At 72.1% G+C, this 26,016-nt stretch carries 18 protein-coding genes and 1 tRNA gene; 7 read left to right on the top strand and 12 right to left on the bottom strand.

Features of this window, described 5'->3' with window-relative positions; genetic code table 11:
- Positions 1–36: 36 nt before the first annotated feature.
- Positions 37–879 carry a hypothetical protein gene (locus tag OG456_RS20760; protein WP_266563148.1) on the top strand — a complete coding sequence of 281 codons (843 nt, stop codon included), beginning with the start codon at positions 37–39 and terminating at the stop codon, positions 877–879.
- 146 nt (positions 880–1,025) lie between these two features.
- Here OG456_RS20760 and OG456_RS20765 read toward each other — a convergent pair whose 3' ends face one another.
- The 3 genes from OG456_RS20765 to OG456_RS20775 form a co-directional block, all read right to left on the bottom strand.
- Positions 1,026–1,235, bottom strand: coding sequence for a DUF397 domain-containing protein (locus OG456_RS20765; RefSeq protein WP_100596076.1), 210 nt, complete (start codon positions 1,233–1,235; stop codon positions 1,026–1,028).
- Positions 1,236–1,479: 244 nt separating this feature from the next.
- Positions 1,480–2,349 carry a helix-turn-helix transcriptional regulator gene (locus tag OG456_RS20770; protein ID WP_266563152.1) on the bottom strand — a complete coding sequence of 290 codons (870 nt, stop codon included), beginning with the start codon at positions 2,347–2,349 and terminating at the stop codon, positions 1,480–1,482.
- Between the two features lie 322 nt (positions 2,350–2,671).
- Positions 2,672–3,403, bottom strand: a complete 732-nt coding sequence (locus OG456_RS20775; RefSeq protein ID WP_266563154.1) for a GPP34 family phosphoprotein — start codon at positions 3,401–3,403, stop codon at positions 2,672–2,674.
- 195 nt (positions 3,404–3,598) lie between these two features.
- Here OG456_RS20775 and OG456_RS20780 point away from each other — a divergent pair, with 195 nt between their 5' ends.
- On the top strand, positions 3,599–6,091 hold the full coding sequence (locus tag OG456_RS20780) for a D-alanyl-D-alanine carboxypeptidase (protein WP_266563156.1): 2,493 nt from the start codon (positions 3,599–3,601) through the stop codon (positions 6,089–6,091).
- 70 nt (positions 6,092–6,161) lie between these two features.
- Here OG456_RS20780 and OG456_RS20785 read toward each other — a convergent pair whose 3' ends face one another.
- From OG456_RS20785 to OG456_RS20800, 4 genes are all read right to left on the bottom strand, one after another.
- A complete protein-coding gene (locus OG456_RS20785; protein WP_266569357.1) occupies positions 6,162–7,811 on the bottom strand; it encodes a hypothetical protein in 1,650 nt (549 codons plus the stop codon).
- Positions 7,812–7,995: 184 nt separating this feature from the next.
- Positions 7,996–9,312: an extracellular solute-binding protein gene (locus tag OG456_RS20790; protein WP_266563158.1), complete on the bottom strand. Its 1,317-nt coding sequence runs from the start codon at positions 9,310–9,312 to the stop codon at positions 7,996–7,998.
- Positions 9,309–10,547, bottom strand: a complete 1,239-nt coding sequence (locus OG456_RS20795) for a hypothetical protein (RefSeq protein WP_266563160.1) — start codon at positions 10,545–10,547, stop codon at positions 9,309–9,311. Before OG456_RS20795 ends, OG456_RS20790 begins: the two co-directional genes overlap by 4 nt.
- Complete coding sequence (locus tag OG456_RS20800) at positions 10,544–12,826, bottom strand: serine/threonine protein kinase (RefSeq protein ID WP_266563162.1); 2,283 nt, start codon at positions 12,824–12,826, stop codon at positions 10,544–10,546. Before OG456_RS20800 ends, OG456_RS20795 begins: the two co-directional genes overlap by 4 nt.
- Positions 12,827–12,953: 127 nt before the next feature.
- Here OG456_RS20800 and OG456_RS20805 point away from each other — a divergent pair, with 127 nt between their 5' ends.
- Positions 12,954–14,201, top strand: coding sequence for a globin domain-containing protein (locus OG456_RS20805; RefSeq protein WP_266563164.1), 1,248 nt, complete (start codon positions 12,954–12,956; stop codon positions 14,199–14,201).
- A gap of 42 nt (positions 14,202–14,243) precedes the next feature.
- On the opposite strand, the gene OG456_RS20810 is transcribed toward OG456_RS20805, so the two are convergent.
- Positions 14,244–15,398, bottom strand: a complete 1,155-nt coding sequence (locus tag OG456_RS20810) for a sulfite oxidase (RefSeq protein ID WP_266569358.1) — start codon at positions 15,396–15,398, stop codon at positions 14,244–14,246.
- A 323-nt stretch (positions 15,399–15,721) separates the two neighbouring features.
- Between OG456_RS20810 and OG456_RS20815 the strand changes: the two genes are divergently transcribed.
- Positions 15,722–17,095 carry an FAD-binding oxidoreductase gene (locus OG456_RS20815; RefSeq protein WP_266569359.1) on the top strand — a complete coding sequence of 458 codons (1,374 nt, stop codon included), beginning with the start codon at positions 15,722–15,724 and terminating at the stop codon, positions 17,093–17,095.
- A 34-nt stretch (positions 17,096–17,129) separates the two neighbouring features.
- Here OG456_RS20815 and OG456_RS20820 read toward each other — a convergent pair whose 3' ends face one another.
- Positions 17,130–20,099, bottom strand: coding sequence for a BTAD domain-containing putative transcriptional regulator (locus tag OG456_RS20820; RefSeq protein WP_266563166.1), 2,970 nt, complete (start codon positions 20,097–20,099; stop codon positions 17,130–17,132).
- 174 nt (positions 20,100–20,273) lie between these two features.
- Here OG456_RS20820 and OG456_RS20825 point away from each other — a divergent pair, with 174 nt between their 5' ends.
- Entirely contained in the window at positions 20,274–20,570 is a 297-nt protein-coding gene (locus tag OG456_RS20825; RefSeq protein WP_266563168.1) for a hypothetical protein, read from the top strand.
- Between the two features lie 343 nt (positions 20,571–20,913).
- On the opposite strand, the gene OG456_RS20830 is transcribed toward OG456_RS20825, so the two are convergent.
- Both OG456_RS20830 and OG456_RS20835 read right to left on the bottom strand, forming a co-directional pair.
- Positions 20,914–21,315 carry an alpha/beta hydrolase gene (locus OG456_RS20830; RefSeq protein WP_323136341.1) on the bottom strand — a complete coding sequence of 134 codons (402 nt, stop codon included), beginning with the start codon at positions 21,313–21,315 and terminating at the stop codon, positions 20,914–20,916.
- A 320-nt stretch (positions 21,316–21,635) separates the two neighbouring features.
- A tRNA-Arg gene (locus tag OG456_RS20835) sits at positions 21,636–21,708 on the bottom strand.
- Positions 21,709–21,966: 258 nt separating this feature from the next.
- On the opposite strand from OG456_RS20835, the gene OG456_RS20840 reads away from it, so the two are divergent.
- Positions 21,967–23,691: a class I adenylate-forming enzyme family protein gene (locus OG456_RS20840; protein WP_266563170.1), complete on the top strand. Its 1,725-nt coding sequence runs from the start codon at positions 21,967–21,969 to the stop codon at positions 23,689–23,691.
- A 6-nt stretch (positions 23,692–23,697) separates the two neighbouring features.
- Here the strand turns inward: OG456_RS20840 and OG456_RS20845 are convergent, their stop codons facing one another.
- A complete protein-coding gene (locus OG456_RS20845) occupies positions 23,698–24,975 on the bottom strand; it encodes a M6 family metalloprotease domain-containing protein (RefSeq protein WP_266569360.1) in 1,278 nt (425 codons plus the stop codon).
- Positions 24,976–25,237: 262 nt separating this feature from the next.
- Here OG456_RS20845 and OG456_RS20850 point away from each other — a divergent pair, with 262 nt between their 5' ends.
- Positions 25,238–25,909 carry a TetR/AcrR family transcriptional regulator gene (locus OG456_RS20850; RefSeq protein ID WP_266569361.1) on the top strand — a complete coding sequence of 224 codons (672 nt, stop codon included), beginning with the start codon at positions 25,238–25,240 and terminating at the stop codon, positions 25,907–25,909.
- Positions 25,910–26,016: the final 107 nt, after the last annotated feature.

Below are 26,016 nucleotides of genomic sequence, written 5' to 3' on the forward strand. Positions count from 1 at the left end.
GTAGGCCCGTCCGGTGGAGGAAGGAAGGGGAGCGTCGTGAGCGAGGACACGAGGAGTGAGGTGTACGCGGAGCTGGCATCGGTCGGCCCGTACGGGGTGCGCCCCGGGCACGCCCTGATCACCATGGTCGAGCCGCACCCCGGCCATGAGTACGCGTACAACCGCTGGTACGAGGACGACCACTACTACGCCGGCGCGATGGCGATGCCCTGGATGAACTCGGGGCGCCGCTGGGTGGCCACGCGGGAACTCCAGCTTCTGCGGTACCCGGAGAAGTCGGCGGTCGCGCAGCCGGTCACCGCGGGCTGCTACATCTCCACGTACTGGATCACCGACGGCCGCTACGACGACCACATGAAGTGGACCGTCGGCATCAACAAGCGGCTCAACCGGGACGGGCGCGTCTACCAGGACCGCACGCACGTCTTCACCGCGTTCCAGGACCACGCGGCGACCGTGTACCGGGACGGGGCGGCCGGACCGCGCGACTACCACGCCCTCGATCACCCCTACCGGGGTCTGGTCGTGGAGGTCATCGACGCCGAAGGACCCGAGCGGCGCGACGAGTTGCTGGAGTGGCTGCGCTCGCGGCACCTGCCGAAGCGGCTGGCCGGCTCACCGGCGGCGATGGTCACGGTCTTCCGCCCGACGCCGCTGCCGGGCGACCGCATGTCGTACGTGAAGCAGGTCGAGGGCGTCGACACCCGCCTCACCCTGCTGTGGTTCCTGGAGGCGGACCCGGCCCTCTGCTGGGAGGACCACTTCACGGGTCTGGACGCGACCGTTCACGAGTCGGGCCTCGGCCGCGTCGAGCTGGTGGCGCCGTTCATCCCGACGATCCCCGGCACCGACACGTACGTGGACCGGCTGCGCGGGTGATCCGGTGAAAAAGCCGAGCCCCCTCGGCCAGGACGGCGGGCCAGTCGAGAGGGCTCTTTCAGTACCGCGGTAGTGCTCTGTTGGTGCCGAAATGGTGCTGTGATGCTGAGTTGGTGCTGTGCTGCGATGGGGAGCTCTCCGATGCCTCAGGCGGCGTCGAAGGCGCCCCGGCCGACCTCGGTCACGAAGGAGTTCCATGAATCGGGGGCGAAGCCGATCGAGGGCCCCTCGGGGGCCTTCGAGTCCCGCACCGCGATCGCGTGCAGGAGGGGGGACTTGACCTCGACGCACGCGCCGTTCCCCGTCGAATAAGAGGACTTGGTCCAGGAATTCGTGCCGCCCTGGTGAATTGCCATTTTTTGCTCCGGTTTAGCCAGTGGTCGAATCGCTGTCACCGCTCCTGCGAAGCGGTTTGCGCCAACGTGGTGCTTGATGGCGTGATCGACGCTACTAGCCAACATCGGTGCGCGAAGAGGCCATTCACTCGACCGGATGGCATATTCTAGTGGGGCCTTCCGCCCCGCCGCGGCGAAGGTGTACCGTGCGGCACTTTTCTCGCGCGGGGCGGATTCTGTCCCTCTGGACCCCTTTTGGATCTCCCTAGGCCGCTTCCTGGAGCGCGTATTCCTGGGCGATCTTCGCGATGAACTGTCGGGATTGTTCCACATTCAGCGCCTGTGCCCGCAGATGCTCGTACATCACGCTGTACTTCTGCACGTCGTTGGCCTTCTCCAGGTAGAGGTCACTGGTGACGCCCTCGATGTAGACGACGCTCGAATCCGCGGCGTCCGGGAACTCCAGAATCGCGTACTGGCCGTTCAGACCCGGGTGCGCGCCCATGTCGAACGGAATGACCTGCACGGTCACATGGGGTAGCTGTGACTGCTCGACCAGGTGCTCCAGCTGTTCGCGCATGACGGCCCGGCTCCCGACGACGCGGCGCAGCGCCGACTCGTCGAGCACGGTCCACAGCCGCAGCGGGTTGTCCGGGGCCGCGATGCGTTCCTGGCGGCGGAGACGGACCTGGACCCGCTTGTCGATGTCGGTCGGCATGGTCTCCGGGAGTGCGCCCGTGATCAGCGTCTCCGCGTACGCCCGGGTCTGCAGCAGGCCGGGCACGACCTGCGGATCGTAGACGCGCAGGCTCGCCGCGTCCGTCTCCAGTCCGATGTAGACGCTGTAGGGGATGTCGCCGAAGGAGTGCCACCAGCCCTGCTGGCGGGAGTCCTTGGCCATTTGCATGAGCGAGTCGACGATGCGGTGGTCCTCGACCTCGTAGACCCCGCACAGGTCGCGGACGTCGCGCTGGCTGATGCTGCGCCGCCCGTTCTCGAGCCTGCTGATCTTCGACTGTGAGACCAGGAGCCGCTCGGCCACCTCTTCGGCGGTCATGCCTTTGAGCTCGCGGAGCCGGCGCAGCTCCTGGCCCAACCGGCGTCGCCTGACGGTGGGATTGACATTGGACGCCACGGGACGTGCACCTCCGGCTGCGTGCCTCTGTGATTCTTTGCGTATCTTGCGAATCTGCTGCTCAGCAGATTGCCACCCTGGGCTTCATACCGCTGGGAAACGGCGGATATGCGCAGCGGGCACGACAGTTGGGCATGCGGCCGGACGTGCGGGCGGACGTGTGGTCGGCGTGGCCGGACATGCGGCCGCGCGGGGCGCCGGTCCGTGGCGTCGTCCCGACGTCCGGATCCGGCACCCCGCGCGGCTCAGCGGCTCCCGGACCGGTCTTTGGGGACTGCGGTGCGGCGCTGTTGCGGTGCGGGCTGTTCAGTTGGTGCGGTGCTCAGTGCGCCACGGCGCGGGCCATCGGCCCGTGATGCGGCTGCATCGGAACCCTGCCGGGCTCCGGCGCTCCCCTGCCCGGCGGGGCCGGGCTGCGGCGTGGCTGAGCGGCCACGCCGTTCTGGACGTCCATCACGGCGTGCGCCACGAGGCCGCCCATGGGGTCGTGCCTGATCAGGTCCCGCAGCCGGGAGCGGGACGATCGTCCCTCGTTCCCCGGATACAGGTGCTTGCCGAGTCCGACCGCGTGGGCCAGTGCGGCGAGCGCCGCGGTCCGTGGGTCCGGCGGTACCCCGGTACGGATCGCGCTGTCCAGCCGGGACCTGATCTCCCGGCTGATGGCCGTCTCCGTCGCCTGGTAGCGAGTCGTCGGCAGCACCCCGCACATCTGGCCGGCCACGGCATGGACCATGCCGCACCTTTCCAGATGCGAGAGATACGTCTGGCGCAGCCCCAGTCGGGGCCCGCCGATCCAGTGCACCGCGCGTACCGGGGTGCCGCGCCTTCGCAGCAACTCCAGTGCGCAGTCCAAAGTCGGATCTCCGGTCGGCCGTGGTGCCACCACGGCGATACGATCCCCGTCTGGGGCTATCCGTCCGGCCAGCGCCAGCTCTACTAGCTGTGCTCCGGCCAGACCTAGGTCGAGCGACTGCGGCTGCGCTGTGGTACCCGTGGCCGGGTCCAGAGCGAGCAGCAGAAGCTCCTCCGGAATTGTTCTGCGGCTCCTGCCCATCCATGCCTCCCCGCGTGGATGAATGACAGGGTGACCCCTCTCACATTGGTCTGTCGAGGGTGCGTGGGTGCTATGTACGGGAACCAGTAGGTATGTCGTTCTCGTCTACCACGTGGGTGAAGCCCCCACACAGGACACTGGTACATGGTTCGGACAGCAGCGGCGTAGCGCGTGGCGCGTAGCGAGGAGGCATCGGTGGCGGGGACCCCCGACAGGTCGAAGCAGCAGGAGTCGTCGGGAGGACCGATCCCGGAGGAACGGGACCCGAGGCTGGCGATGGCGAGGCAGTCGCCGGAGCGGGTCGATCAGGCGACGGCGGTGTTCTCCGTCCGGGACGTTCCGGCGGCGACGGAATCGGGTTCGGGTTCGGGTTCGGCGGAGAATTCCCCGGCGGGCTCGGATTCGGATTCGGACGCGGATGCCTCCGGCGCGGAGGACTCGGGCCCGGCTACCGGTTCGGCGTCGGCATCGGATTCCGGGGCGGACTCGGAGCCCGAGGCGGGTTCCGAGGACGGTACGGAGCCGGGCGCCGGCGACGAGGCGGGCGACGCGCGCCTGCGTGCCGCTGTGGCGGCCTGGGTGTCCGGTCCGCGGGACGGCGCCGCCGACGGGCCCGAGGCGGCCGGTGACGGTGCCGCTGACGTGGCGGAGAGTGCCGCGGAGGAGTCCGAGGCGGACGAGCCGGAGGCGGCAGACACAGCGTCGGACGCGGCGGAGGACGACGGTGACGGCGATGACGCCGTGGCCGACGCCGCTGAGGACTCGGCCGACGCCGAGGCCGCGGACGCCCCCGAGGGGTCCGGCGACGACGCGGACGCCGAATCGGCTGACGCCCCCGAGGCAACCAGCGACGACGCCGAGCCGGCCGATGCCTCTGAGGCACCGGAAGCCGAGGCGCCCGACGCCGACGCGAAGTCGGCCGACGAGGCCAAGACGCCTGCCGACGAGGCCAAGACGCCTGTCGACGTCAAGTCGTCCGACGACGCGAAGGCACCGGCTGACGCGAAGCCGGCCGACGACGCGAAGGCTGACGCGAAGCCGGCCGACGAGGCCAAGGCACCCGCCGGCGAGGCCAAGGCGCCCGCCGACGCGAAGCCCGCCGGTGGCGATGCCAAGCCCCCCGTCGACCAGGCCACCGCCGTCTTCAAGGCCGTCAAGCCGCCCGTCGACCAGCCGACCCAGATGCTCAAGTCGCTCGGGTCCAAGCCCGCCGGTGCGGGCAAGGCCGAGTCCGATGCCGAGCGCACCAGCAAGTTCGTGCCCCTCAAGGGGCTCGATTCGGGCACCCCGGCCAAGCCCAAGGCGCAGCCCGAGGCACAGTCCAAGGCGCAGCCCACCGCCCCGCCGCCCGCGAAGCCCTACGTCGGGCCCGAGCGCACCACCCAGCAGCCGCTCCCGCCGCTGCCCCCGCTCGACCTCCTGGCCGAGCTCACGAACACGCCGCCGCCCGCGGAGACCCCGGTCCGCACGGCCGTGCGCAGGGTCAAGATCTGGACGCCGATCGTCCTGCTGCTCGCCGTCGTGTTTGCGGTCGTACAGGCCGTACGACCGCTGCCCGCGCCCACGCTGGCGCTGACCGCCAAGTCGACGTTCGCGTTCGACGGGGACAAGGTCTCGCTGCCGTGGCCGGCCGAGGGTCAGGGCGCGATGGACGTCAGCGGTATCGGCTCGATGGACGGGTTCGGCGAGCAGAAGCCCGTACCGATCGGGTCCGTGGCCAAGGCCATGACGGCGTACGTCGTGCTCAAGGACCACCCGCTGCAGCCGGGCAAGGACGGTCCGTCCATCGACGTGGACGCGAAGGCGGAGAAGGAGGGCGGCTACGACTCCGAGGGAGAGTCGACGCTGAACACCGTCAAGGAGGGCGACAAGCTCAGCCAGAAGGACGCCCTTTCGGCCATCATGATTCCGTCCGCGAACAACATCGCGCGGCTGCTGGCCCGTTGGGACACCGGTTCCGAGGAGGCGTTCGTCAAGAAGATGAACGCCGCCGCCAAGGACCTCGGCATGACCGGCACGACGTACACCGACCCGTCCGGGCTGAAGGAGACGACCGTCTCCACCGCTCAGGACCAGGTCAAGCTCGGCAACGAGCTGGTGAAGATCCAGGCCCTGATGGACATCACCAAGCTGCCGACGTGGAAGGACCCGTCGGGCAAGACGTGGCAGAACTACAACCGCCTCGTCCCGTACAACAACGCGGTCGGCGTGAAGACCGGTTCGACGACCAAGGCCGGCGGCAACCTGCTCTTCGCCGCGACGAAGGACGCCGGCGGCGAGACCGTGACGGTCGTCGGCGCGATCCTCGGGCAGCACCGGGCGCCGATCATCGACACCGTGAACGCGGTCAGCAAGACGGCGATGCTCGCGGCGCAGGACGCCGTGAAGGCGTCGACGATCCTGAAGAAGGGCGACGTCGTCGGCTACGTGGACGACGGGCTCGGCGGGCAGACCCCGGTCGTGGTGACGAAGAACGTCTCGGCGGTCGGCTGGGCGGGCCTGACGGTGAAGCTGGAGCTGGCGGACGGCGCCAAGGGCGCAGCCATCCCGCACAGCGCGAAGGCCGGTACGCAGGTCGGCGAGCTGAAGGTCGGAGACGGTTCGGGCGGTGCGGTCACCGTCCCGGTCGCCCTCCAGAAGGACCTGGCCGAACCCGGCTTCGGCGCGAAGCTCACCCGCGTCGGCTGACTTCCCGGCCGACCTCACGCGCAAGCGCCCCCACGGCACAGCCGTGGGGGCGCCTGCGTCGGAGGACCGCTCACTTCGTCTTCGGCGGCACGCACTTGGGTGCCGTCTTGCCGGACGGCCCCCCGTACTGCGAGCTGATCTGGACGTCGCCCGGCTCCTTCACCGTCAGGCGCGTGAACTCGCCCTCCTCGCGCAGGCACCCGGTGTCCGCCCACAGCCACGGCGAGTACGCGATCCGCACGATGATCGAGCCGGCCTTCGGCATCCGTACGACGAGGTTGGCGCCGTCGGAGCGGACCACCGAGCCGGGCGAGTCCACCAGCGGCACCGCGTTCTTCACGCGGTAGATCCGCCAGTTGGTGTCCTGCCACACCGATTCGAGGTAGTCCGGCTCACTGGACACCAGCTTGTGCTCCAGCTCCGCGGGGCCGTCCGGCTCGCCGTTGTAGACGACGACGAAGCCGACGGCCCACTCGGAGAGCCACGCGTGGTACGAGGCGGAGGAGAAGGCGCCCTCGGGCACGTCGGTGCCGCCGTGTCCCTCGTAGAAGAGCCGTCCGCGCTCGACGTCGGCCTGCCGGTTCCAGCCGCGCGCCAGGTTGATGTAGGGCGCGAGGACGGCCGCCTCGCGGTGGTCGCGGGCGGGGACGACCTCCACACGGGTGCGTTCGGCGCCGAGCTTCTTGAGCGTGGAGACGACGCCGTCGGTCTTGATCGCCCACTCGGGGACCTCGGTGTTGGCGACGACATCGGCGATGGTCTTGCCGGACAGCCAGCCGAGGGAGAGGACGATGGCGACGATGCACATCACGCGCTGCCGGTGTGGCGGGAAGAACCCGCCGAGTCTGCCGTCGTAGCGGGGCCCGCGGTCCCGGTTCATCACGGCGGCGAGGAGCAGCGCGGGCCCCACGATCTCCGTGAGCCGCTCCACGTTCGTGCCGATCGGGGTGGCGATCAGATAGGTGAGCACCACGCCGAGCGCGTACACGCCGGTGCCGAGGCGTGCCACGCGCCAGGCGCGGGGCGCGCACACCAGGACGACCGCGCACAGGACGAGGGGCGGGAAGATCCGCCCGAACGGCATGGGCTGTTCGCCCTTGAACGGGAACAGCCAGGTCGTCACGCCCACGATGAGGACCGGCGGCAGGAGCAGCGACAGGGCCTTGCCCCACTGCCGGTCCAGGAGCCACGCGGCGCCGGCCACGACGAGGAAGAGCCCGGCGACGGGGCTCGCCATCGTGGACAGCGCGGCGCACACCGCGGCGATGACGGTGCGCCGGCCGTTCATGTGCGCGAGGACGGCGCCGAGTCCGAAGGCCACGCCCAGCATGAACGTCGAGCGCCCCGACACGACCTGGCACCACAGCGAGAACCCGACCACGAGGGCCGGCCACAGTGGTCTTCGGATGCCGGTGCGCTCGACGATCGACGCGGCGAGCCAGGTGGACGAGACACCGGACAGGAGCGTGACGGGGACGACGCCGAACAGTGCCATCAGGTAGGGCGAGATGAGGCTGTAGTTGGCGATGTGGAGGCCGCCGTACCAGAACAGGTTGTACGCGGAGCCCGGGTACATCTTGGCGAACTCGGCCCACGCCACCTGTGCCGCGAGGTCGCCGCCGCCGGTCGCGAGGAACGCCAGCCACAGGACGTGCAGCGGCAGTATGCAGGCGGTGACGAGCAGGGCGGTACGGTGCCGGCCGTGCCAGGGCTCGGGGATGTCCGGGGACCGGCGCGCGCGTGCGGCAGGGGGTGGAGACAGTTCGGCAGAGGCCACTGCGGCGTTCCGTTCCGGTCGGACGGGCAATTGTGTTCGGAAAGACGCTAGCCGTGGCCCGAGAGTTGGTTGACGCGCCCCTGATGTTTGCGGCAAATCTACGCAGTGCAGTCGGAGTCAGACGCCGCTAGCCGCCCGGCGACGCGCAGATGTCGTCCGGCGCGTGCACCTGTCCCGACCGGCCCGACGGTGTTCCGGCGATCTGGCTGCGCACGGTCTCCAGCTGCCCGAGGAGCGTGTCGAGCGTCCCCGTCCGCGGGTCCTGGAAGTACGTCAGGACGGCCCGGTAGAACGCGTCGCGCAGCACAGGCGGCATGACGTCCGACGCGTCGAAGCACAGGGTGTCCGCGTCGCGGGTCAGATACGAGGCGACGGCCCGGCCGGTCGGGTCGTCCGGCCGGGGGTCGGTCGCGTCGGGGAAGAAGGGCCGCAGGTGCGCGTCCGTTGACCGTGACCAGGTCTTGCGGCCGTCCTCGCTGGTCAGGAGCGTCACGAGGTCCTGTGCCGCCGGGTTGTCCGTGAGCACGGTGGCCATGTCGCCCGACACCTCGTACGTGTCCTTGTACGCGGCCCGCCCGTGCAGGAACCGCGCGGCCGGCTCCACGCGCAGGGTGTTGTCCGCCATGGCGCCGGGGTAGAGGGAGCGGATGAAGGAGCCCTGGTGTTCGTGGGTGCAGCCCGGGAGGGAGCCGCCGAGGAGTCCGCGCTTGGGGGCGTTCGGGTGCCTGGGGTCGGGTGTGCCCTCGAACGACATGGTCAGGGAGCGTTCGACGGACTTCGGCGACCGTGGGCCGAGGATCTCGGACCAGGTCGTGAATGCGCGACGCACGGCCGGGTCGTGCTTCCAGTCGAGGCGGCCGGTGGCCCACCGCGTGTACGTGTCGGGGCCCGCCTGGTGGAGGAGGATGTCCTCGATCCAGTCGGTGCCGGGCCATCCGGAGGTGGCCTGCGCGGCCATGCCCACGCACCAGTCGGGCGCCTTGGGCCCGGTGGCGCGCTTGCTCCACACCACGCTCTTGAGGTTGACCCGCAGCGGCACCCAGTAGGTGCGGTGCCTGCCGTCGAGGGTGAGGGTGGGGGACCAGGGCGGGTAGCCGCGTTCGGCGGCCTGTGGGGACAGTGGTTCGAGTTTGCCGTCGGCCGCGTACTCGGTGAGCTCGCCGATGCTGTTGAGGATCGCGACGTCGGGCGGGGCGCCGGCCTCCAGCTGCGCGACGAGGGTCTCGCGCAGGGAGCGGGTGCCCTTGTAGACGTAGTGGTGACCGCTGCGGTGCGACAGGCGGGCGAGGGCGTCCTCGAACGCGGCGCCCTCGGGTCCGGTCCACGGCCCGAGTACGACGACGGTCCGGTGCGCGTCGCCGCCCGCGCAGCCGCCGGTGAGCGCGGCGAGGGCGAGCAGGCAGGCGGCGAGCGCGAGCCGGAGCACCCTGGTCCGGCGCCTCATACGGCGGTCCCCGGGCGCCCCACGAGCAGATACTCGCGCCGGTAGGCGTGGAGGGTGACGCCGGTGACGGCGGCGACGAGCAGTCCGGCGGGCGTCACCCAGGGGGCCACCCCGTCGACGGCGGCGAGCCGGCCGTTGTCCAGGACGTCGTCCATCGAGTCGGCGAGCGTGACGACGGCGGTGTCACCGGGCGGGTCGATGCGGCGCTCCTCGACGGCGACCTCGGTGTCCGGCGAGGTCACCGCGTACAGGCTGCGGGCGATCGGCACGGTGTCCTCCTGGGCGGTGTACGCGTACAGCCCGTCGAGGGCGATCGCGGGCGCGGCGAGCAGCGGCAGCGCGGCGGCGAGGAGCGGCACGCTGGCCGAGATGCGGAAGCGGACCCGCAGGAAACGCAGGGTGCGCCACAGGCCGGCGATCAGCAGCACGAACGCGAGGGCCGACACGGCGGCGGCGGTGACGGCGGCGGGACCGAGCGCGGCGCGCGCCTCCAGACGGTCGCGCAGGGCGCGTTCGAGGTCCGAGATGCGGTCGACGACGGTCGTCCCGTCGCTGCCGGTGACGGGTGCGCAGCGGGGGTAGGTGGCGTAGCGGTCGGTGGCGGGTTCGTAGGTGTCGCCGGGATCGGGTGAGCAGAGCATGCTCTGGGCGTAGGAGAGTCCGGCCTTGCGCAGGGACTCGTCGGAGACGTTCGTCTGGGCCCAGGCGATCCAGCGCTCGTAGCCGTCGACGAGGCCGGAGACGACGTCGAGTTCCTGGCGCTCGGCGGCGGTCAGGGCGCCGCTGCGCGCGACCTGGCTGAGGTCCTGGGCCGCGCCGGTGATCCGGGAGCCGTAACGGGGGGTGAGCCCGCTCAGCTCGACGGCGTCCCCGGCGTCGAGGCTCACCTCGGCCTCCCGCTGGGCGATGCGCAGCGAGATCCGCGCGTCGGCCAGGTCGCGCAGCGCGGGCGCGATGTGGCTGCGGATCTCGGCGGAGTCGTCGCGCAGGGACGCGGCGGTGAAGCCGAGTCCGGCGAAGGCGACGGCGGCGAGGAGGGGGAGGGCGACGAGCCGGTCGTGGAGGTAGGCGCGGTTGCGGGGCGGGTCCGCGGCCCGTGGGCCCGGCCGGCCCGTGGCCCGCACCGGCGGGGCCCACGCGTACCGCCACAGCATGCGCGCGCCCTTGAGCGCGGCGCGGGCGAAACGCTTCGCCGACGCCGCTGCCCGCCGGGACCGCCCCCGCGTGGACGTCACCGGTCCGCCGCCGGTCGCCGTCCGGTGGGCCAGGGCCGCAGGAAGGGCGGCCGGGACCGGTCTCGGCGGTGCCACAGCCCGAGGGGCCTGACCAAGTAGGCGCGGTCCAGAAGGCGTTCGGCGACGGCCTCGGCGTGCGGGCTGTCGGAGCGGGCGGCCTGCCGGGCGAGCGCCCGGTAGAACTGCGAGAGCTGACGCCTCAACGTGATGTCCTCGTCCGGGAATTCGAGCCGTCCGCCCGCGTCCCGCGCGTCCTGGTCGCGCCGGGCCGCCGCCGCCGAGAGCCGCCCGAGCGCCTCCGCCCCCACCGTCCCGTCCGCCACGAGGCGCTGCGCGGCCTCCCACACCTCGGCCTTCATCCGTACGCGGGCCTGTTCGTCGGTGAGCCCGTGCTCGTTGAAGAGGCGGGCGAGCCTGGTGAGCGCGGTGCGCAGCCCGTCGGCCGTCGTCGCGTACTCGACGGCGACGCGTACCGTCGCGGTGCGCGCGCCGGTGCGGTGGCGCGAGTGCTGCGGCACCGCGTCGAGCGCCTCGATGGCGTACGCGTCGGGGGTGGCGCCCCCGAGCGCGAGGCGGGCCCGTGCCGCGCCGAACGCCGCGCTGCCGAGCGAGGGGTTGCGCAGCCGTACGGCCTCGTAGAAGGTCAGCGCCTCGTGCCAGTGGCCGAGCCGCTCGGCGCAGTGGCCGAGGGCGAGCTTGGGCGCGTACTCGCCGGGGATGGCGCCGTAGACCTGGTCGAAGTAGTCGCGCGCGGACGCCACGTCGCCGGCGGCGAGGTCGAGGAGGCCGCGGTGCCAGTCGATGCGCCAGTCGTGCCGGGACAGGTCGCGCCCGATGCCGTCGACGGCGCCGCGCAACTCCTCGGCGGCGGACGCCAGGTCCGGCCCTTCACCCTCCGCGCGTTCGGCCCGTACGGCGACGCGCAGCCGGAGCCTGCACCGCAGGAGCCGCACCTCGGGGGAGTCCCGCCAGTCACCGGTGTGCTGGAGGAGCGCGGCGGGGTCGGCGTCGGCGAGGCGGCTGAGGCCGTCGTGGTGGGCGTCGTGCGGGTCGGGGCGCGGCACGGGCAGACGGGCCGCGACATCGGCGGCGGACGGCGGCTCGTGCAGCGGGGCGGGCGGGACGCCCCCGGCGGGAGTCGCCCACCGGGGCAGGACCGGCGCGACCCCGAGCGCTCCGTCCAGGGCGTACGGCGACTGCATGAACAGCGGCGACGGCTCGAACGTCTCCTGCCCGGTCCGCAGTGACCTCAACTCCCGGAAGCCACCGCGCAGTTGGTCCGCCATCTCGCCCGCGTCCGCGTACCGCTCGGCCGGTTCGGGGCGGGTGGCGCGGCGCAGGGCGCGGGCCAGCGAGACGAGGCCGAGGCCTTCCGGGGCCGGGGTCGTGGTCAGCGCGGCGGCCTGCGCCGTCACCGGGTCGCCGTCGTGCATCCGGTCCAGGGCGCCGAGTTCGGCCAGCGAGTGGGGTCCGATGCCGAGTCCGCTCAGCGTGCGCAGCGTCTCGCCCAGGCTGAACAGGTCATCGCGCGGGGTGGACGCGCCGGACAGGGCGGGCGGGGCGAGCGGCACGTTCGGCGCGCGGAAGCCCTCGGTCGTCAGGCCGGGCGCGCCTTCCTCGCGGATGGACCCCACGTCGATGACCTTGGTGGTGGCGCCGTCGTGCATCACGTTCTGCGGCTTCAGGTCGCCGTACACCTTGCGGGGGCCGGGCCGCGCGTGCAGATGGTCGAGTGCGGACAGGACGCGCAGCCCGTACGCGAGCACGAACTCGTGGAAGCGGGCGCCGCCGAACCGGTCCGGGTCGTGCAGGGCCAGTGCGCGGATCTCGTCGAGGTTGAGCCCGTCGACGTACGGCAGGACGAGGAAGGGGCCGACACGGGCGTGGCGGCCGTAGTTGAAGACGGGGATGATCCCCTCGTGGTGGAGGTCGGCGAACGCCTGCCGCTCGTCCTCCAACGAGCCCAGCCGCGGGGCGAGTTGTTCCGGCCGCAGGGTCTTCACGGCGACCTCGCGGTCGTCGACCTTCCGGTCGAGCGCGAGATACACGTCGCCCATGCCGCCGCGCCCGAGACGCCGTACGACCTCATACTGCCCGGCCAGTAACTCGCCCTGTTCCAGGGCGGCTTCAACGGGAGCCTCAGCCCGGCCCCGGTCGTCGCGCGGCCTGACCTCGGGCAGCGCCGTCGGATCGGGCCCCTCGTCGGGCAGCGTGACCCAGGCGTCCCGCGGCCCGTCCGGAGGCGGCATGACGAACAGCGGACCGGAGGACGCCGTCATCGGCCGCCCCTGAATTCTCCGGTTGCTCCCGCGTCCCCCTGCATGCTGCCTCAGGATAGGGGCGCGGCGTCCCGATGGCGCCCGTGTGTATGCCTCCGACCTGATCGTGGAATGGAGGCCCCGGCCAGTGACGACGAGAACCGGCGCTAGACCGTACGCCGCCCTCAACCCTGCCCTGATCCGCTCCAGCCTCGCCGTCGCGGAACGCCGCGCGGAGGCGCTGACCAAGTACTTCTATGCCCATCTGTTCAAACACAACCCCGGTGTCCGGGCCATGTTCCCGGAGCGCATGGAGGAGCAGCGCGACCGCCTCTTCGCCGCGCTGACCACGGCGATCCTGAACCTGGAGGACACCGACGCCCTCGTCGACCACCTGCGCACGCTCGGCTTCGACCACCGCAAGTTCGGGGCCGGCACCGAGCACTACCCGGCCGTCGGACGCAGCCTGATAGCGACCCTGAAGTTCTTCTCGGGCAGCGCCTGGACGCCCAAGACGGAGGCCGCCTGGCGCGCGGCGTACGAACTCATCTCCAAGATCATGATCGCCGGAGCGGAGTCCGTGCCGGAGTCGGAACCGGCCTGGTGGAACGCGGAGGTGCTCCGCCACGAGCGCCGTGCCGAGGACATCGCCGTCCTCACCGTGCGCCCGGACCAGCCGTACCTCTTCGTGCCGGGCCAGTACGCGACGCTGACGGCCCCCGAGGTGCCGCAGGTCTGGCGCCCGTACTCGATCGCGAACGCCCCGCGAGCCGACGGCACCCTCGACTTCCACATACGCCGCGTCGAGGGCGGCCTCCTGAGCACCGCCCTGGTCGACGAGGTCGCCCCGGGAGGCACCGTCCGCCTCGGCCCGGCACTGGGCACGACGACGCTCCCGAAAGCCCCGGAGGGGGAGCTGCTCTTCGTCGCCGGGGGGACGGGCTGGGCGCAGATCAAGGCGCTGATCGAGGAGTTCGCCGTCCGCCGCGGCTCCGCGACCGCCACGCTGCTCATCGGCGCCCGCACGGAAGACGACGTGTACGACCTCGGCGTCCTGGAGCTCCTCGGCGGCGCGCACCCGTGGCTGCGCCTGGTCGGCGCCCTGCCCGCGCGCGACCGGTCCGACGCGGACGCGACGCTCCTGCGGGAACTGACGCGTTACGCCACCGCGCAGAGCCTGCGCCACGCGCCCGCCGAGTGGCCGCACGTGTACGTCAGCGGTCCCCCGGCCATGGTCGACACGGTGGAGACCCAACTGGCCATGCTGCACCGCTTACCGCCCGACCGCGTCCACCACGACCCGTTGGCCCACCACGACACGGGCGAGCGCCCGGAGACGGCGGCGGAGTGGTTCCTGATGAAGCGCCAGGTTCCTTGGATCCGGCCCCGCCCGTGACGGCCCCGGCGGTGACGGTGCCGGCGTGACCGGACCGGGCCGTCAGAGGCAGTGGACGGGGATGCGCTGGACGAGGTTGTTGGCGAAGCCGCCGCGGTTCCACGGCTGGGTGAGCGGCTGGGTGCGGCCGGTGGCGTCGGTGGCGCGGGCGCCGAGGACGTGGGTGCCGGGCGCGGCGGTCCACGGGGCGTGCCAGTGGCGCCAGGCCGCCGCGTGCCCGTCCGACGGGCCTCCGTCCGACGGGTCGTCGTCCGCCGGGTCCAGCGCGGCCTCGCTCCACGTGGCGCCGTCGTCCGTGGTCACGTCGACCCTGGTCACGGGTCCGTGCCCGGACCAGGCCCGGCCTTCGAGGAGTACCGGCCCGGGGCGGACGACGCGGGCGCGCGACATGAAGTCGGGGAACCCGGGCGGGATCATCAGGGCGCGCGGCAGGATCCGGGTGACGGGCTCGCCGGGATCGTCGGCGTCCCAGCGGAAGCGGTACGCGACGGCCTGCTGGAACCCGTCGAAGGGGGCGTCGACGAGGGTGATCCCGCGCAGCCACTTCACATGCGCCATGCCGTACCAGCCGGGGACGACGAGCCGCAGCGGGTAGCCGTGCTGCGGGGGCAGGGGAGCGCCGTTCATCGCGTACGCGACGAGGACGTCACCCGCGGCCACCGCGAGGGGCAGGCTGCGCCGGTAGTCCTGCTCCACGCCGCGCTCGACCCCGTGGTCGGCGCCGGTGAAGACGGCCTCGACGGCGCCGTCGTCCACCCCGGCCTCGTCGAGGAGCACGCGCAGCGGCACACCGGTCCAGTCCGCGGTGCCGACCGCCTCGACCAGCCAGGGCTGGCTGACGGGCCGGGGCGTGAGCAGGGCGCGCCCGTTGCCCGCGCACTCCAGCGTGACGCGGTGGGTGACGGCGGGCAGGGACCTCAGGGCCGCCAGGCCGAGGGTCAGTGGCGTCCTGACCAGGCCGTCGACCGTGAGCCGCCAGTCGTCGGCGCTCGCGTCCGGGATGTCGTAGTGGACGAGGACGTAGTGCAGGCCGGGCGGGGTGACGTCGTAACGGAGGGCTTCGAGGGGGAGGCCGTGATTACGCGTGGCGAGCGCGAGTTCATCGGGCGTGATGCCTTCGCCGGGGGCGGCGAGCCGGCCGGGACGACTGACGCCGCCGAGACCGTCAGGTCCGTCAGGTCCGTCAGGTCCGTTCATGACGTGGTCCGCTCCGTCCATGTCTTCATGGTGCTCCGCGATTGCGGGGCCTGCCGGGCGGGCGGATCCTTGAAGTGTCAGCCGGCGCTCGATGAGGTCTGTCGGTGGCTGACGGGGGTGCCCGCACGCCGGCGTACGAACCGCTCACCGACGCCCGCCGGGAGGCGGGAAGACGGGACGGGGGGACAGCGGTCCGGCCAGCGATGCGTCCCGTCGAGGAGAGCGCCATGAACGAGACCGACACCGGTACCAGTACCGAGACCGGCACCCCTGCCACGGACCCGACCGCCACGGACCCGACCGCCACGGACGTCGTCGGCCTGATGCGAACCGAGCTGCGTGGCCCGGTCATTGCGCAGGGCGACCCGGAGTACGACGAGGCGCGCAAGATCTACAACGGGATGATCGACCGGAAGCCGACCGCGATGGTGCGCTGCTCGGACGCGGCGGACGTCATGACGGCGGTCGACTTCATCCGCGACCATGGACTGGAACTCGCCGTCCGCGGCGGTGGCCACAGCGGCGGCGGCCTGTGCCTCGTCGACGACGCGATCACGATCGACCTGTCACCGATGCGCTGGGTGCGCGTGGACCCCGCGCAGAAGACGGCGTGGGTGGGTGGCGGCAGCCAACTCCGCGACCTGGACCACGCGGCGCACGCGTTCGGCCTGGCGATTCCCGCCGGAATCATGTCGACGACCGGCATCGGCGGCCTGACCCTCGGTGGCGGCCACGGCCACCTGACGCGCAAGTACGGCCTGACGATCGACAGCCTGCTCAGCGTGGACATGGTCCTCGCGGACGGCAGCTTCGTCACGGCGAGCGAGACCGAACACTCCGACCTGTTCTGGGCGTTGAGGGGCGGCGGCGGAAACTTCGGCATCGTCACCGCGTTCAAGTTCCAGCTGCATCCGGTGCACACGGTGGGCGTCGCGCTGACGCTGTGGCCGGTCGAGAAGACGCGTGAAGTCCTGGAGTGGTACCGGGAGTTCCTGCCGCAGGCACCCGAGGACCTGAGCGGCTTCTTCGCCGCGCTGACCGTGCCGCCGGGACCGCCCTTCCCCGAGGAGATCCACGGCAAGAAGATGTGCGGGGTGGTGTGGTGCTGGACCGGAGACCTGGCCCGCACGGACGAGGCGATCGCGGCGGTGGCGGAGGTGGAGGCGGGCCCGCCCGCCTTCCGGTTCACGGCACCGATGCCGTACCCGGCGCTGCAGAGCATGTTCGACGAGCTGCTCCGCAAGGGCCTGCAGTGGTACTGGCGCGGTGACTTCTTCGACCGCATCACGGACGAGGCGATCGACGTACACGTCAAGTTCGCCGAGAACCTCCCCACCGCGCTGTCGACGATGCACCTCTACCCGGTGAACGCGGCCGCGGCCCGGGTCTCCGAGGACGCGACGGCCTGGGGCTACCGGGAAGCGGTCTGGTCGGGCGTCATCGCGGGCATCGACCCGGACCCGGCGAACGCGGACGCGGTCAAGCAGTGGGCGAGGGCGTACTGGCACGACCTGCACCCGTACTCGATGGGCGGCGCCTACGTGAACTTCATCGGCGAGGACGAGCACCAGGACCGCGTCCAGGCGACGTACCGCCACAACTACGACCGCCTGGCGGAGGTCAAGCGCAAGTACGACCCGAACAACCTGTTCCACGCCAACCAGAACATCGAGCCGGCGGCAGGGAAGGCCGCGTAGAAACGTGGGTTCGCGGGCTCGGTGACCACCCGGGTCACCGTCGGCCGGGGCCGTGAGTGTGTTGCGCACGGCCACCGGGCAGGTCGAGTACGGCCTGGAACTCCCGGCTCGCCTCCCGCAGGCGGCCCGCCGTCGCGTAGGCGCTCCCGAGCCGGTTGCGGATGTCCATCTCCAGCCAGTCGTAGTTGGGTTCGGTGAGCGGGGACATCAGCCGGCGCTGGAGGAGAAGGGCCTGGTGGTGCAGGGCGATGGCCGACTCCGGGTTTCCCTCGGCCTCCTCGGCCGTGCCGAGCCGGGTCAGGCTGCGGGCGCAGAGGAAGGCGTCCCCGGTGTGCAGCACCTGGTCGATCGCCCGGCGCAGCAGCCGCTTGGCTTCACCGTAGTGGCCGAAGTGGAGGTGGGCGTCGGCGGCGCAGCTCAGGGCCCTGCCGAGCATGTGTGGCCTGGCGGCCTTCTCGGCGTGAGTGCAGGCATCGTCGAAGCAGGCCAGCGCCTCCGCGTCCCGTCCCTCCAGCTGGTGCGCGAGACCCAGGAAGAGGAGCACGATCCAGGTGAGCCAGTCGTTGCGCAGCCGTCGTGACAGGTCGACCGCCGCCAGGAGAGGGGGCATTGCCGCGTCGCCGTCGCCGCGACGCAGATGGACCGTACCGAGACCGGCGAGGGCCCGCGCCTCCTCGCCCGGTTGGGAGAGCCGCCGGCCGAGGTCCAGGGCTTCGGTCGCGTAGGTGAGGACGACTTCGTAATTGCGCTGGTGTCCGGCGGTGTACATCACGCAGTTCCGCAGCGAGGCGGCCATCCGACGGTCGGTGGCCTCGCCCTCGTGCGCGAGCGCGATCTCCAGAGCCGTCTGGGACTCGTGATAGCGGCCCCGGCGCATGAAGTAGTCGCACAGCGCCTCGGCGATCCAGCACGCGTAGTCGGCCTCACCGAGGGCCGCGGCGTATCCGACGACGTCGACGAGTTCTCCGGCTGCCCCGTCCAGCCAGGCCTCGGCCTCCTGCCAGTGCGCGAAGCGCGACGCGGTGAGCCGGGGTCCGGTGGCGAACCCGGCAGGCCCCCAGTCGCTCGCGGTCCGGGCCGCGTCCAGGAAGAGGCCGAGTGCGGCCCGGCGCGCGGCTCCGGCCTCGTCGGGGAGGGCGTCCGCGAGGCGCCGGGCGTGCACGCGGACCAGGTCGTGCAGCCGGTAGCGGCCCGGTCGCGGCTGCTGCACCAGGCTCGTGTCGACCAGGCTCTCCAGGATCCGCTCGGTGTCGACAGCAGGCCGGTCGAGCAGCGTCGCCGACGCCAGTACGTCGAACTCGACCGTCGGAGCGAGGCCGAGCGCGCGGAACCCGCGCTGCTGCTCGGCGGCGAGCTGGTCGTACGACAGGCGGAAGGCCGCCTCCACGCTGCGGTCACCGACGCTCAGCTCGCCGAGCCGGTGGTCGTCGCCCGCCATGCGGCCCACCAGGTACTCCACCGTCCACGTGTCCCGGTTCTGCAGCCGCGATCCGGCGATGCGCAGGGCGAGCGGCAGCCCGTCGCACAGCCCGGCGAGGCGCTGCGCCGCCTGAGGCTCCCGGGCCGCGCGCTCCTCCCCGATGAGGTGCGTGAGCAGGGACACCGAGGCGTCGCTCGCCAGGGGCTCCAGGGTGACGCGCCGGTCGGCGTCGAGTCCGGCGAGGCGCCGCCGGCCCGCCACCAGCACGCGGCTTCCGGCCCCGGCGGGCAGCAGTGGCCGTATCTGGTCGGCGTCCAGGGCGTCGTCGAGGACGAGGAGCAGCCGCAGTGGGCTGGTCGCCGCGCGCCAGACGGCGGTGAGTTCGTCGAGGTCGCCGGGCAGCTCACCGGTGGCCGCGCCGAGGGAACGCAGCAGCCGCTGGAGCGCCTGCTCCGGCGACTGGCGCCGGCGCGTGCTGTGCGCGCGCAGGTCCACGTACAGGCAGCCGTCCGGGTACCGGTCGCTGAGCTCGCGGGCCGCGCGGACGACGAGTGCGGTCTTGCCGACGCCCGCCGTACCGTCCACCGTCACGACCGACACGGATCCGGGCGCGGAGGGTGCGGTCAGCTGCGCCAGCTCGGCGTCCCGCCCGACCAGGCGGCCGGCGTCGCCGGGCAGTTCGTTGACGGCGCGGCGGGGGCGGATCCCCGGCGGCCCGGCCGCGGCGGAGTTTCCGGGTCTTCCGGAGTCGCCCGGGTATCCGGAGCGGCGGGCGGCCGCCCCGAGGAGGCGCTCGTCGTCCCGGCGCAGCACCGCCTCCTGCACGCGCCGGAGTTCCTCACCGGGTTCGACCCCGAGTTCGTGGCGCAGGAGCGCGCACATGTCCCGGTAGACGCCGAGCGCGTCCACCGGCCGTTCGCTGCCGTACAGGGCGCGCATGCGCAGGGCCGCGAGCGACTCGTCGTACGGGCCGGACCCGGACAGGGTGGCGAGACCGTCGAGGGCCTCGGCGAACCTGCCGAGCAGGACGAGGCACTCGAGGCGTTCCACCCGCACGGTGCGCAGCCGCTCCAGGAGTCGCTGCCGCTCCACGTCGGCGAACGGTCCGGGCAGCCCGGCCAGCGGTTCGCCGTCGAACAGGGCGAGCGCGGCCGAGAGCCGTTCCACGGCGGTGTCCGGATCGCCGGAGACCTTCGCGCGCCGGGCGGCGTCGGCGTGTTCGGCGAGGTCCGTGGCGTCGAGCTGGACCTCGCCCACGAGGAGGCGGTAACCGCCCGGCTCCCCGCGGATCAGGGACTGTGCGGGGCCGGCGGTCTCGGCGTCGAGGGCCTGGCGTAGCGCGTAGACGTAGCTGGGCAGTACCTTGCGGCCGGAGTTCGGGGGACGGGCGCCCCAGATGCCGTCGAGCAACTGCTCGTGGCTGACGAGGAATCCGGGCCGCAGGGCCAGCGCCGCAAGGACGGCCTGGCGCCGGACATGGCCGAGCGGCAGCGGCGTACCGCCGCGCCAGGCACGCACCGGTCCGAGCACGGCGAGCCGGACCGCCCGACGAGAGCCGTCGCCCACCCGCAGCCTCCGCTCCACGCTCACCGAGCGTCCGATCCGCGCATCATCAGAATTTCATTGGCATTGCAGCGTGTGCCGCGATGGTTTGCAAGTGCCCATCGGACCCCGGGAGTTCACCGGCGGCCGGGGCGCGCTGGACCGGCGGCGGCCGTAGCCGGGGAACGGCCGCCGCCCCTGCGGAAGGAGCGGAACATGCAAGCAGCGAGCAGCCCTGTGGAGCGCCTGCTGAAAGGACGCGGACTCTTCCTCAGCGTGGAGCGGCGCGACGCCGCCGAGGTGGTGTACGTCTGCGTGGACGACGGCCTTCCCGGCGGCTACCCGGTCGGCTACGTCATCTCGTCCCGCACGGGAACCTGGAGCGCCTACGCACGGGTCCGCCCCGGCCGGATCTTCACCACGGACGAGATCTCCTCGGGCCTGGAGAGCGTCGACGAAGCGGTACGCGCGGTGGTCGCCCACGCCCGCTACGAGGACGTCCTGACCGCGTGAGGCAGGGGGAACCGCCTCACGCCCGACGCCTGGGGGTGAACTCCCGCCCCGGCATCCCCAGCAGAACGTACCCTCGCGCCGGTGACCGGCCCCGATGGTGGCGCCGCCGTACTCGAACACTCCGGCACGCGGATCGGCGCGGTACCGGCGGACTTCCGGGGCGGGGGGCTGGCCAACGCGCGGCGAGGGTGGGGGCCCGCACAGCCGATGGCCAACTTCTGCCAATCGCCTCTTAGGCGGGTGCTCGCCCGCTCGGTCACGAGCCGTTTCACGGGCCAACAGCGCGCAGCGCCCGGGTGACCTACGTACGGATTGGCACAAGCCGGCCACATGGGCCTGACCGCTACAGCCGATCGGCGAGGAAGCCGCCGACCGCGGTCCGGAAGCCGTCCGGTGCCTCGGCCCACGGAAGATGCCCAGCGCCCTGCAACACCTTCCGCGACACCCGAGGAAGAGCCTGTTCCAGCGAATCGACCGCCCGGCGCGGCCGAATGTCCTCCGCCCCGTCCACGATCAGCGTCGGGACGTCAAGCCCCTCGCATGCCGCGCGCAGAGCTGTCGTGCCCCAAGTGCGCTTGCCCTCGGCGTTGATGGCGGCGTTGCACTCGAAATTCACGCCGAACCAGGGCGTGGCCATGCGCTCGGCGCGCTCGATCGCACGCTTCCGTTCGCTGAAGTCCGCCGACCACTGCAGCACCGAGTACTCACGGTCTTCCGCGTCGGAACGCTCTCCCCGGCCCTTCAACTCCTCCCAGCGACCCAGGTGGGCCCCGAGTCACCTCGCTCGCCCGAGTCGCCGACGTCCTCGCGTCGCAGGTCATCGCCACCCTGCTGCCGGCCTCCGGCACCGACGCCGCCTTCTGCCTGACCGCCGGGCCGGAATTCGCCTTCGCCCTGCTCGCCGACTCTGTCGTCCTGGACCGAGATGCCCGTGGCGTCGCCATTCATCGGCCGCACTCAGCCGTCGCACGGCTCGGCGCGGACCCGACGCGGGGCCCTGAGCGTGGGTTCAGAAGCAGATACCAAAGGCCCCGGACCATGATCGGCCCGGGGCCTCTGCGTCGGTGCCCCCGGCAGGATTCGAACCTGCGACACCCGCTTTAGGAGAGCGGTGCTCTATCCCCTGAGCTACGAAGGCGTGCGACCACTGACAGGGTAGCGGATGCGATCGTCGGGGCTCGCTCGTGTTTCGCCGTCCGGGCCGAGGCCGGTTCGGGCGTGCGTCGAGGTGGCCGACGCGAGGGCTCGCGGAAATCTCGGGATCCCCCTGTGGCACGCGTCCCCGGCGACGTAGCGTCCGTAACGCCTGCGGATCGTGAACGCCTGCGGATCGGGAACGCCCGTAGATCGTGAACGCCCGTAGATCGTGTCCGGCCAGTTGGAAGGGGCCTTGTCCATGGAGCCGCAACCCGCCGACCCCGCTGTCGACCTGCTCACCTCACCCGGTGCGCCCTTCGCCGTCGTGCGCAGCGAGAGCGGTGGGCTCGAGTACGCCGACGGGCCGCGCACCCTGCGCGAGTTCGTCGAGACGACCTGGGCCTACGGGGACACGCCCTTCCTGATCGCCGGGAGCGGGCGGCTCACCTACGGGGAGTTCTTCGCCGAGGCGTCCGGGCTCGCCCGCCGGTTCGTGGACGTGTACGGGCTGCGGCCCGGCGACCGCGCCGTGGTCGCCATGCGCAACCACCCCGAGTGGCAGATCGCCTTCTGGGCCGCCCAGCTGGCGGGCCTGGTCGCCGTTCCGCTGAACGCGTGGTGGACCGCCGGCGAGTTCACGTACGCCCTCGACGACTGCGAGCCGGGCGTGCTCCTCGTCGACGGCGAGCGGCTGGAGCGCGTCCAGCCGTGGCTGGACGGGGCGGAGGGGGAGGGGCGGCGGCCTTGGACCCTTGTCTTCCATCACGACGGAGACCTCCCCGGCGACCGCGTCGAGCGGTACGAGGACCTGCCCGCCGCCGATCCCGCGCTCGGGCCGCCCGACGTCGACGTGACACCCGACGACGACGCCACCATCATCTACACCTCAGGGACGACCGGGCGGCCCAAGGGGGCCGTCGCCACGCACCGCGCGCATGTCGGTGCCATCGCCAACCCCCGTTATTTTGCGGCGCTTTCGGCTCTGCGGCGCGGGCAGATTCCCGGGCAGGGGCCCGCGCCCGTCGCGTTGCTCACCTTCCCCTTCTTCCATGTCGCCGCCTTCACCGGGTTCTACGCGGCGATGGCGGCGGGCGGCACGCTCGTCCTGCTGCGCAAGTGGGACGCGGACAAGGCGCTCCAGGCGATCCGCGAGCACGGGATCACCAACTACGGCGGTGTGCCCGCGACCGCGCTGCAACTGCTCGAAGCCGCCGAGGCCGCGGGCGACGAGATGCCGACGCTCGCCATGTTCAACACCGGGGGCGCCGCCGCGCCGCCCGACCTGGTGGCCCGGCTCACGGCCCGGTTCGGGGAGCGCGTGGAGCCCCGTAACGGATACGGGCTCACCGAGACGCTCGGCGGGGTCACCGCCAACTTCGGTGCGGAGTACCGGGCCCACCCGGAGAGTGTGGGCAGGCCCGCGCCCGCCCTGGAGGTGCGGGTCGCCGGGCCCGGCGGCGAGGCTGTCGCCGACGGCGAGGTGGGGGAGCTGTGGCTGCGCGGGCAGTCGGTGATCCGCGGTTACTGGCGCGACGAGGCGGCGACGGCCGCGGCGTTCGCGCCGGAGGGCTGGTTCAGGACCGGGGATCTGGCGACGCTGCGGGACGGGCGGGTCAGCGTGGTCGACCGGATCAAGGACATGGTGATCCGGGGTGGCGAGAACGTGTACTGCGTGGAGGTGGAGGCCGTCCTGCACGACCATCCGGACGTCCTCGACGCGGCGGTGCTCGGCGTGCCGCACCCCGTGCTCGGCGAGGAGGTCGCCGCGGTCGTGCAGGTGCGGCCCGGGTCGGAGCTGGACGCCGACGCGGTCAGGGCGCACGTCGCCAAGTCGCTCGCGGCGTTCAAGGTCCCGGCGCATGTGCTCCTGCGGGACGCCCCGCTTCCGCGCAACGCCACGGGCAAGCTCCTGAAGCGGGAACTGCGCGGGCCGGTGGGGGAGGCCGTCCGCCCGGCGCCGGGTACCCCGGCTGCCCCCGCCTAGGCCAGGTCACTTCCGCGTGACCAGCACCCGGTAGTCCCCCTTCGGATCCGCCCCCGCGACCTTGATCTTCACCCCTGTCCTGGGGTCCTTGAAGGTCTCGCCGGGGGCGAAGGCGGCATCGGAGAGTTCCGCGTGGACGTTCGGGCTGCGGGTGCAGCCTCCGCTGTCCTTGGTGGCGTCCTCGACGGTGATCGGGCCGTCGCCGGTGTCGACTCCGGCGTCGACCCGGTAGATGAGGACGCCGGGCCGGCACACGGCCTCGTCGTTGCCCGCGCGCGTGCGGACCTCGATCGCGTACCCGGTCTTGGCGGTGAGCGGTACGAAGGTGAGCTTCAGGCCGCCGAGGCGGCCGAGCGGGGAGAGTACGTGCTCGCTCGTGCCATGCGCCGACGCGCAGCTGATCTGGTCGTCCCCGAGCCAGCCGAGCTTCCACTTGTGCCAGCCGAGGAGGTCGTTGTCGGCCCCCCAGTCCTCGCTCATGATGTCCCAGTGGCCGACGGCGCCGCCGCCGTCCTGGGTGTAGAGGTCGGGCAGGCCGAAGGTGTGGCCGTTCTCGTGGGGGAGTACGCGGTAGCCGGTCTCGGCGTACGAGCCGGAGCCGTCGTCCTGGCGGCTGTAGACGAACGACGCGTTGGCGATCGGGACGCCGTCGGCGACCGGCGCATCGTGGTTGCCGGCGAACGTCACGGACAGCACCGTGTCCAGGGCCGAGGGGCCGGCGTTCGGGGTGACCAGGATGTTGACGAGGTCGTAGTCGCGGAAGTCCACGTCCGGGTCGGCCTTGGCCACGATGTCGTCGATGAGGTCGCGGTAGCCGGGGTCGAAGGGCGCGCCCCGTTCTATCCCGTAGGCGGCGAACGTCTTCGGCATGCGCAGCCAGTGCCGTATCGGCGCCTCCGGACGGTAGTCGAGCTTCCCGTACGACGCGGTGCGGAACCAGTCCCGGGTCTGCGGGAAGAACTCGCCGAGGCGGTCGAGCGCGGGGCCCTGGCCGCGGGCGTCGGGGAAGTCGACCATGAGGTTCAGGGCGTGGACGGTGCCCGTGGATCGGGCGTAACCCGCCTGTGTGGGCATGCTCTCCGACATCTGTACGCCCAGTGCGCCCTGGATCATGCAGGGGTTCAGCGCGGCCGGCCGGGATCGGGACGTGGAGCCCGAGCTGGACGGGGACGGGGACTGTTCCATGAAGCGGCCCGTACTCGCAGAGGTGGTGACGGCGAGGGCCACGGCGGCGAGCCCCGCGAGCCCCGCGCTGCGCCGGGCCCTGCGTATGCGGTGCCGCAATGAGATCGCCTCGCCCTCGGTCCCCGGCAGCTCCGGGAGCGGGCTGCGTCCTTCGATCACCCTGTGACGGGGTGTTCCGGGTCGCTCGCTGGGTGCGCCGATCGTGGGGTTTTCCAAAGATGTGACTCAGGTCACACGAATGGCGGGAAATAACCGGGGACGCCTTCCCCGTTTAGCCCTGTGTCCGCACGAAACGGGGAGCGATTCCCCGGAACTTGCAGGCAACGGAGAATGACCGCAACGTCCGCCGGAAGGAGCCAGAATCGTGAGCGCCGCAGCCACCACCGCACCCGCGACGGGAAAGCGCGTGCCCAAGCCGCGCGCCGACGCCCTGCGCAACCGGGAGCGGATCGTCGCCGCCGCGCGCGAGATGGTCGTCGAGTTCGGGGCCGAGGTGCCGATCGACGAGATCGCCCGCCGCGCGGGCGTCGGCAACGCCACGGTCTACCGGCACTTCGCGGACCGCGCCGACCTGCTCCGGCACGTCGTCCTCTCCGTCATGGACAGCGTCACCGAACACGCCGAACGGGCGCTCGCCGTCGCGGACGCCGACCCGGACGCCTCCTTCGGCGCCCTGCGCACGTTCGTGCACGCGGCCGCCGACGAGCGGATCGGCGCCCTGTGCCCGATGCTCACGGCCGGCTTCGACAAGGACCATCCCGATCTGCTGGCCGCCCGCGACCGGCTCGAGGCCGGCACCGAGGGCCTCATGGAGCGGGCCCGCGCGGCCGGTCAGCTGCGCACCGACATCGCCGTCGGGGATCTGATGGTCGCCCTCTCCCAGCTCACCCGGCCGCTGCCCGGCATCGCCTGCCTCGGCATCGACCGCTTCGTCCACCGTCATCTGCAGCTGTTCCTCGACGGCCTGATGGCACCGGCCCGCTCGGAGCTTCCGGGTGCGCCCGCGACTCTGGAGGACCTCCGGCAGGCCTGATCCACCCCGCGCCCCGCCGTCGCCGGCTCGTCGGCGGAGCCCACAAGCATCCTCAGCAGCTTCCGTAACACCCGATATTTCACGCTTATTTGAGACTTGGAGTGCCG

The organism is Streptomyces sp. NBC_01446 (genome assembly GCF_026340095.1).
Lineage (GTDB): Bacteria > Actinomycetota > Actinomycetes > Streptomycetales > Streptomycetaceae > Streptomyces > Streptomyces aureus.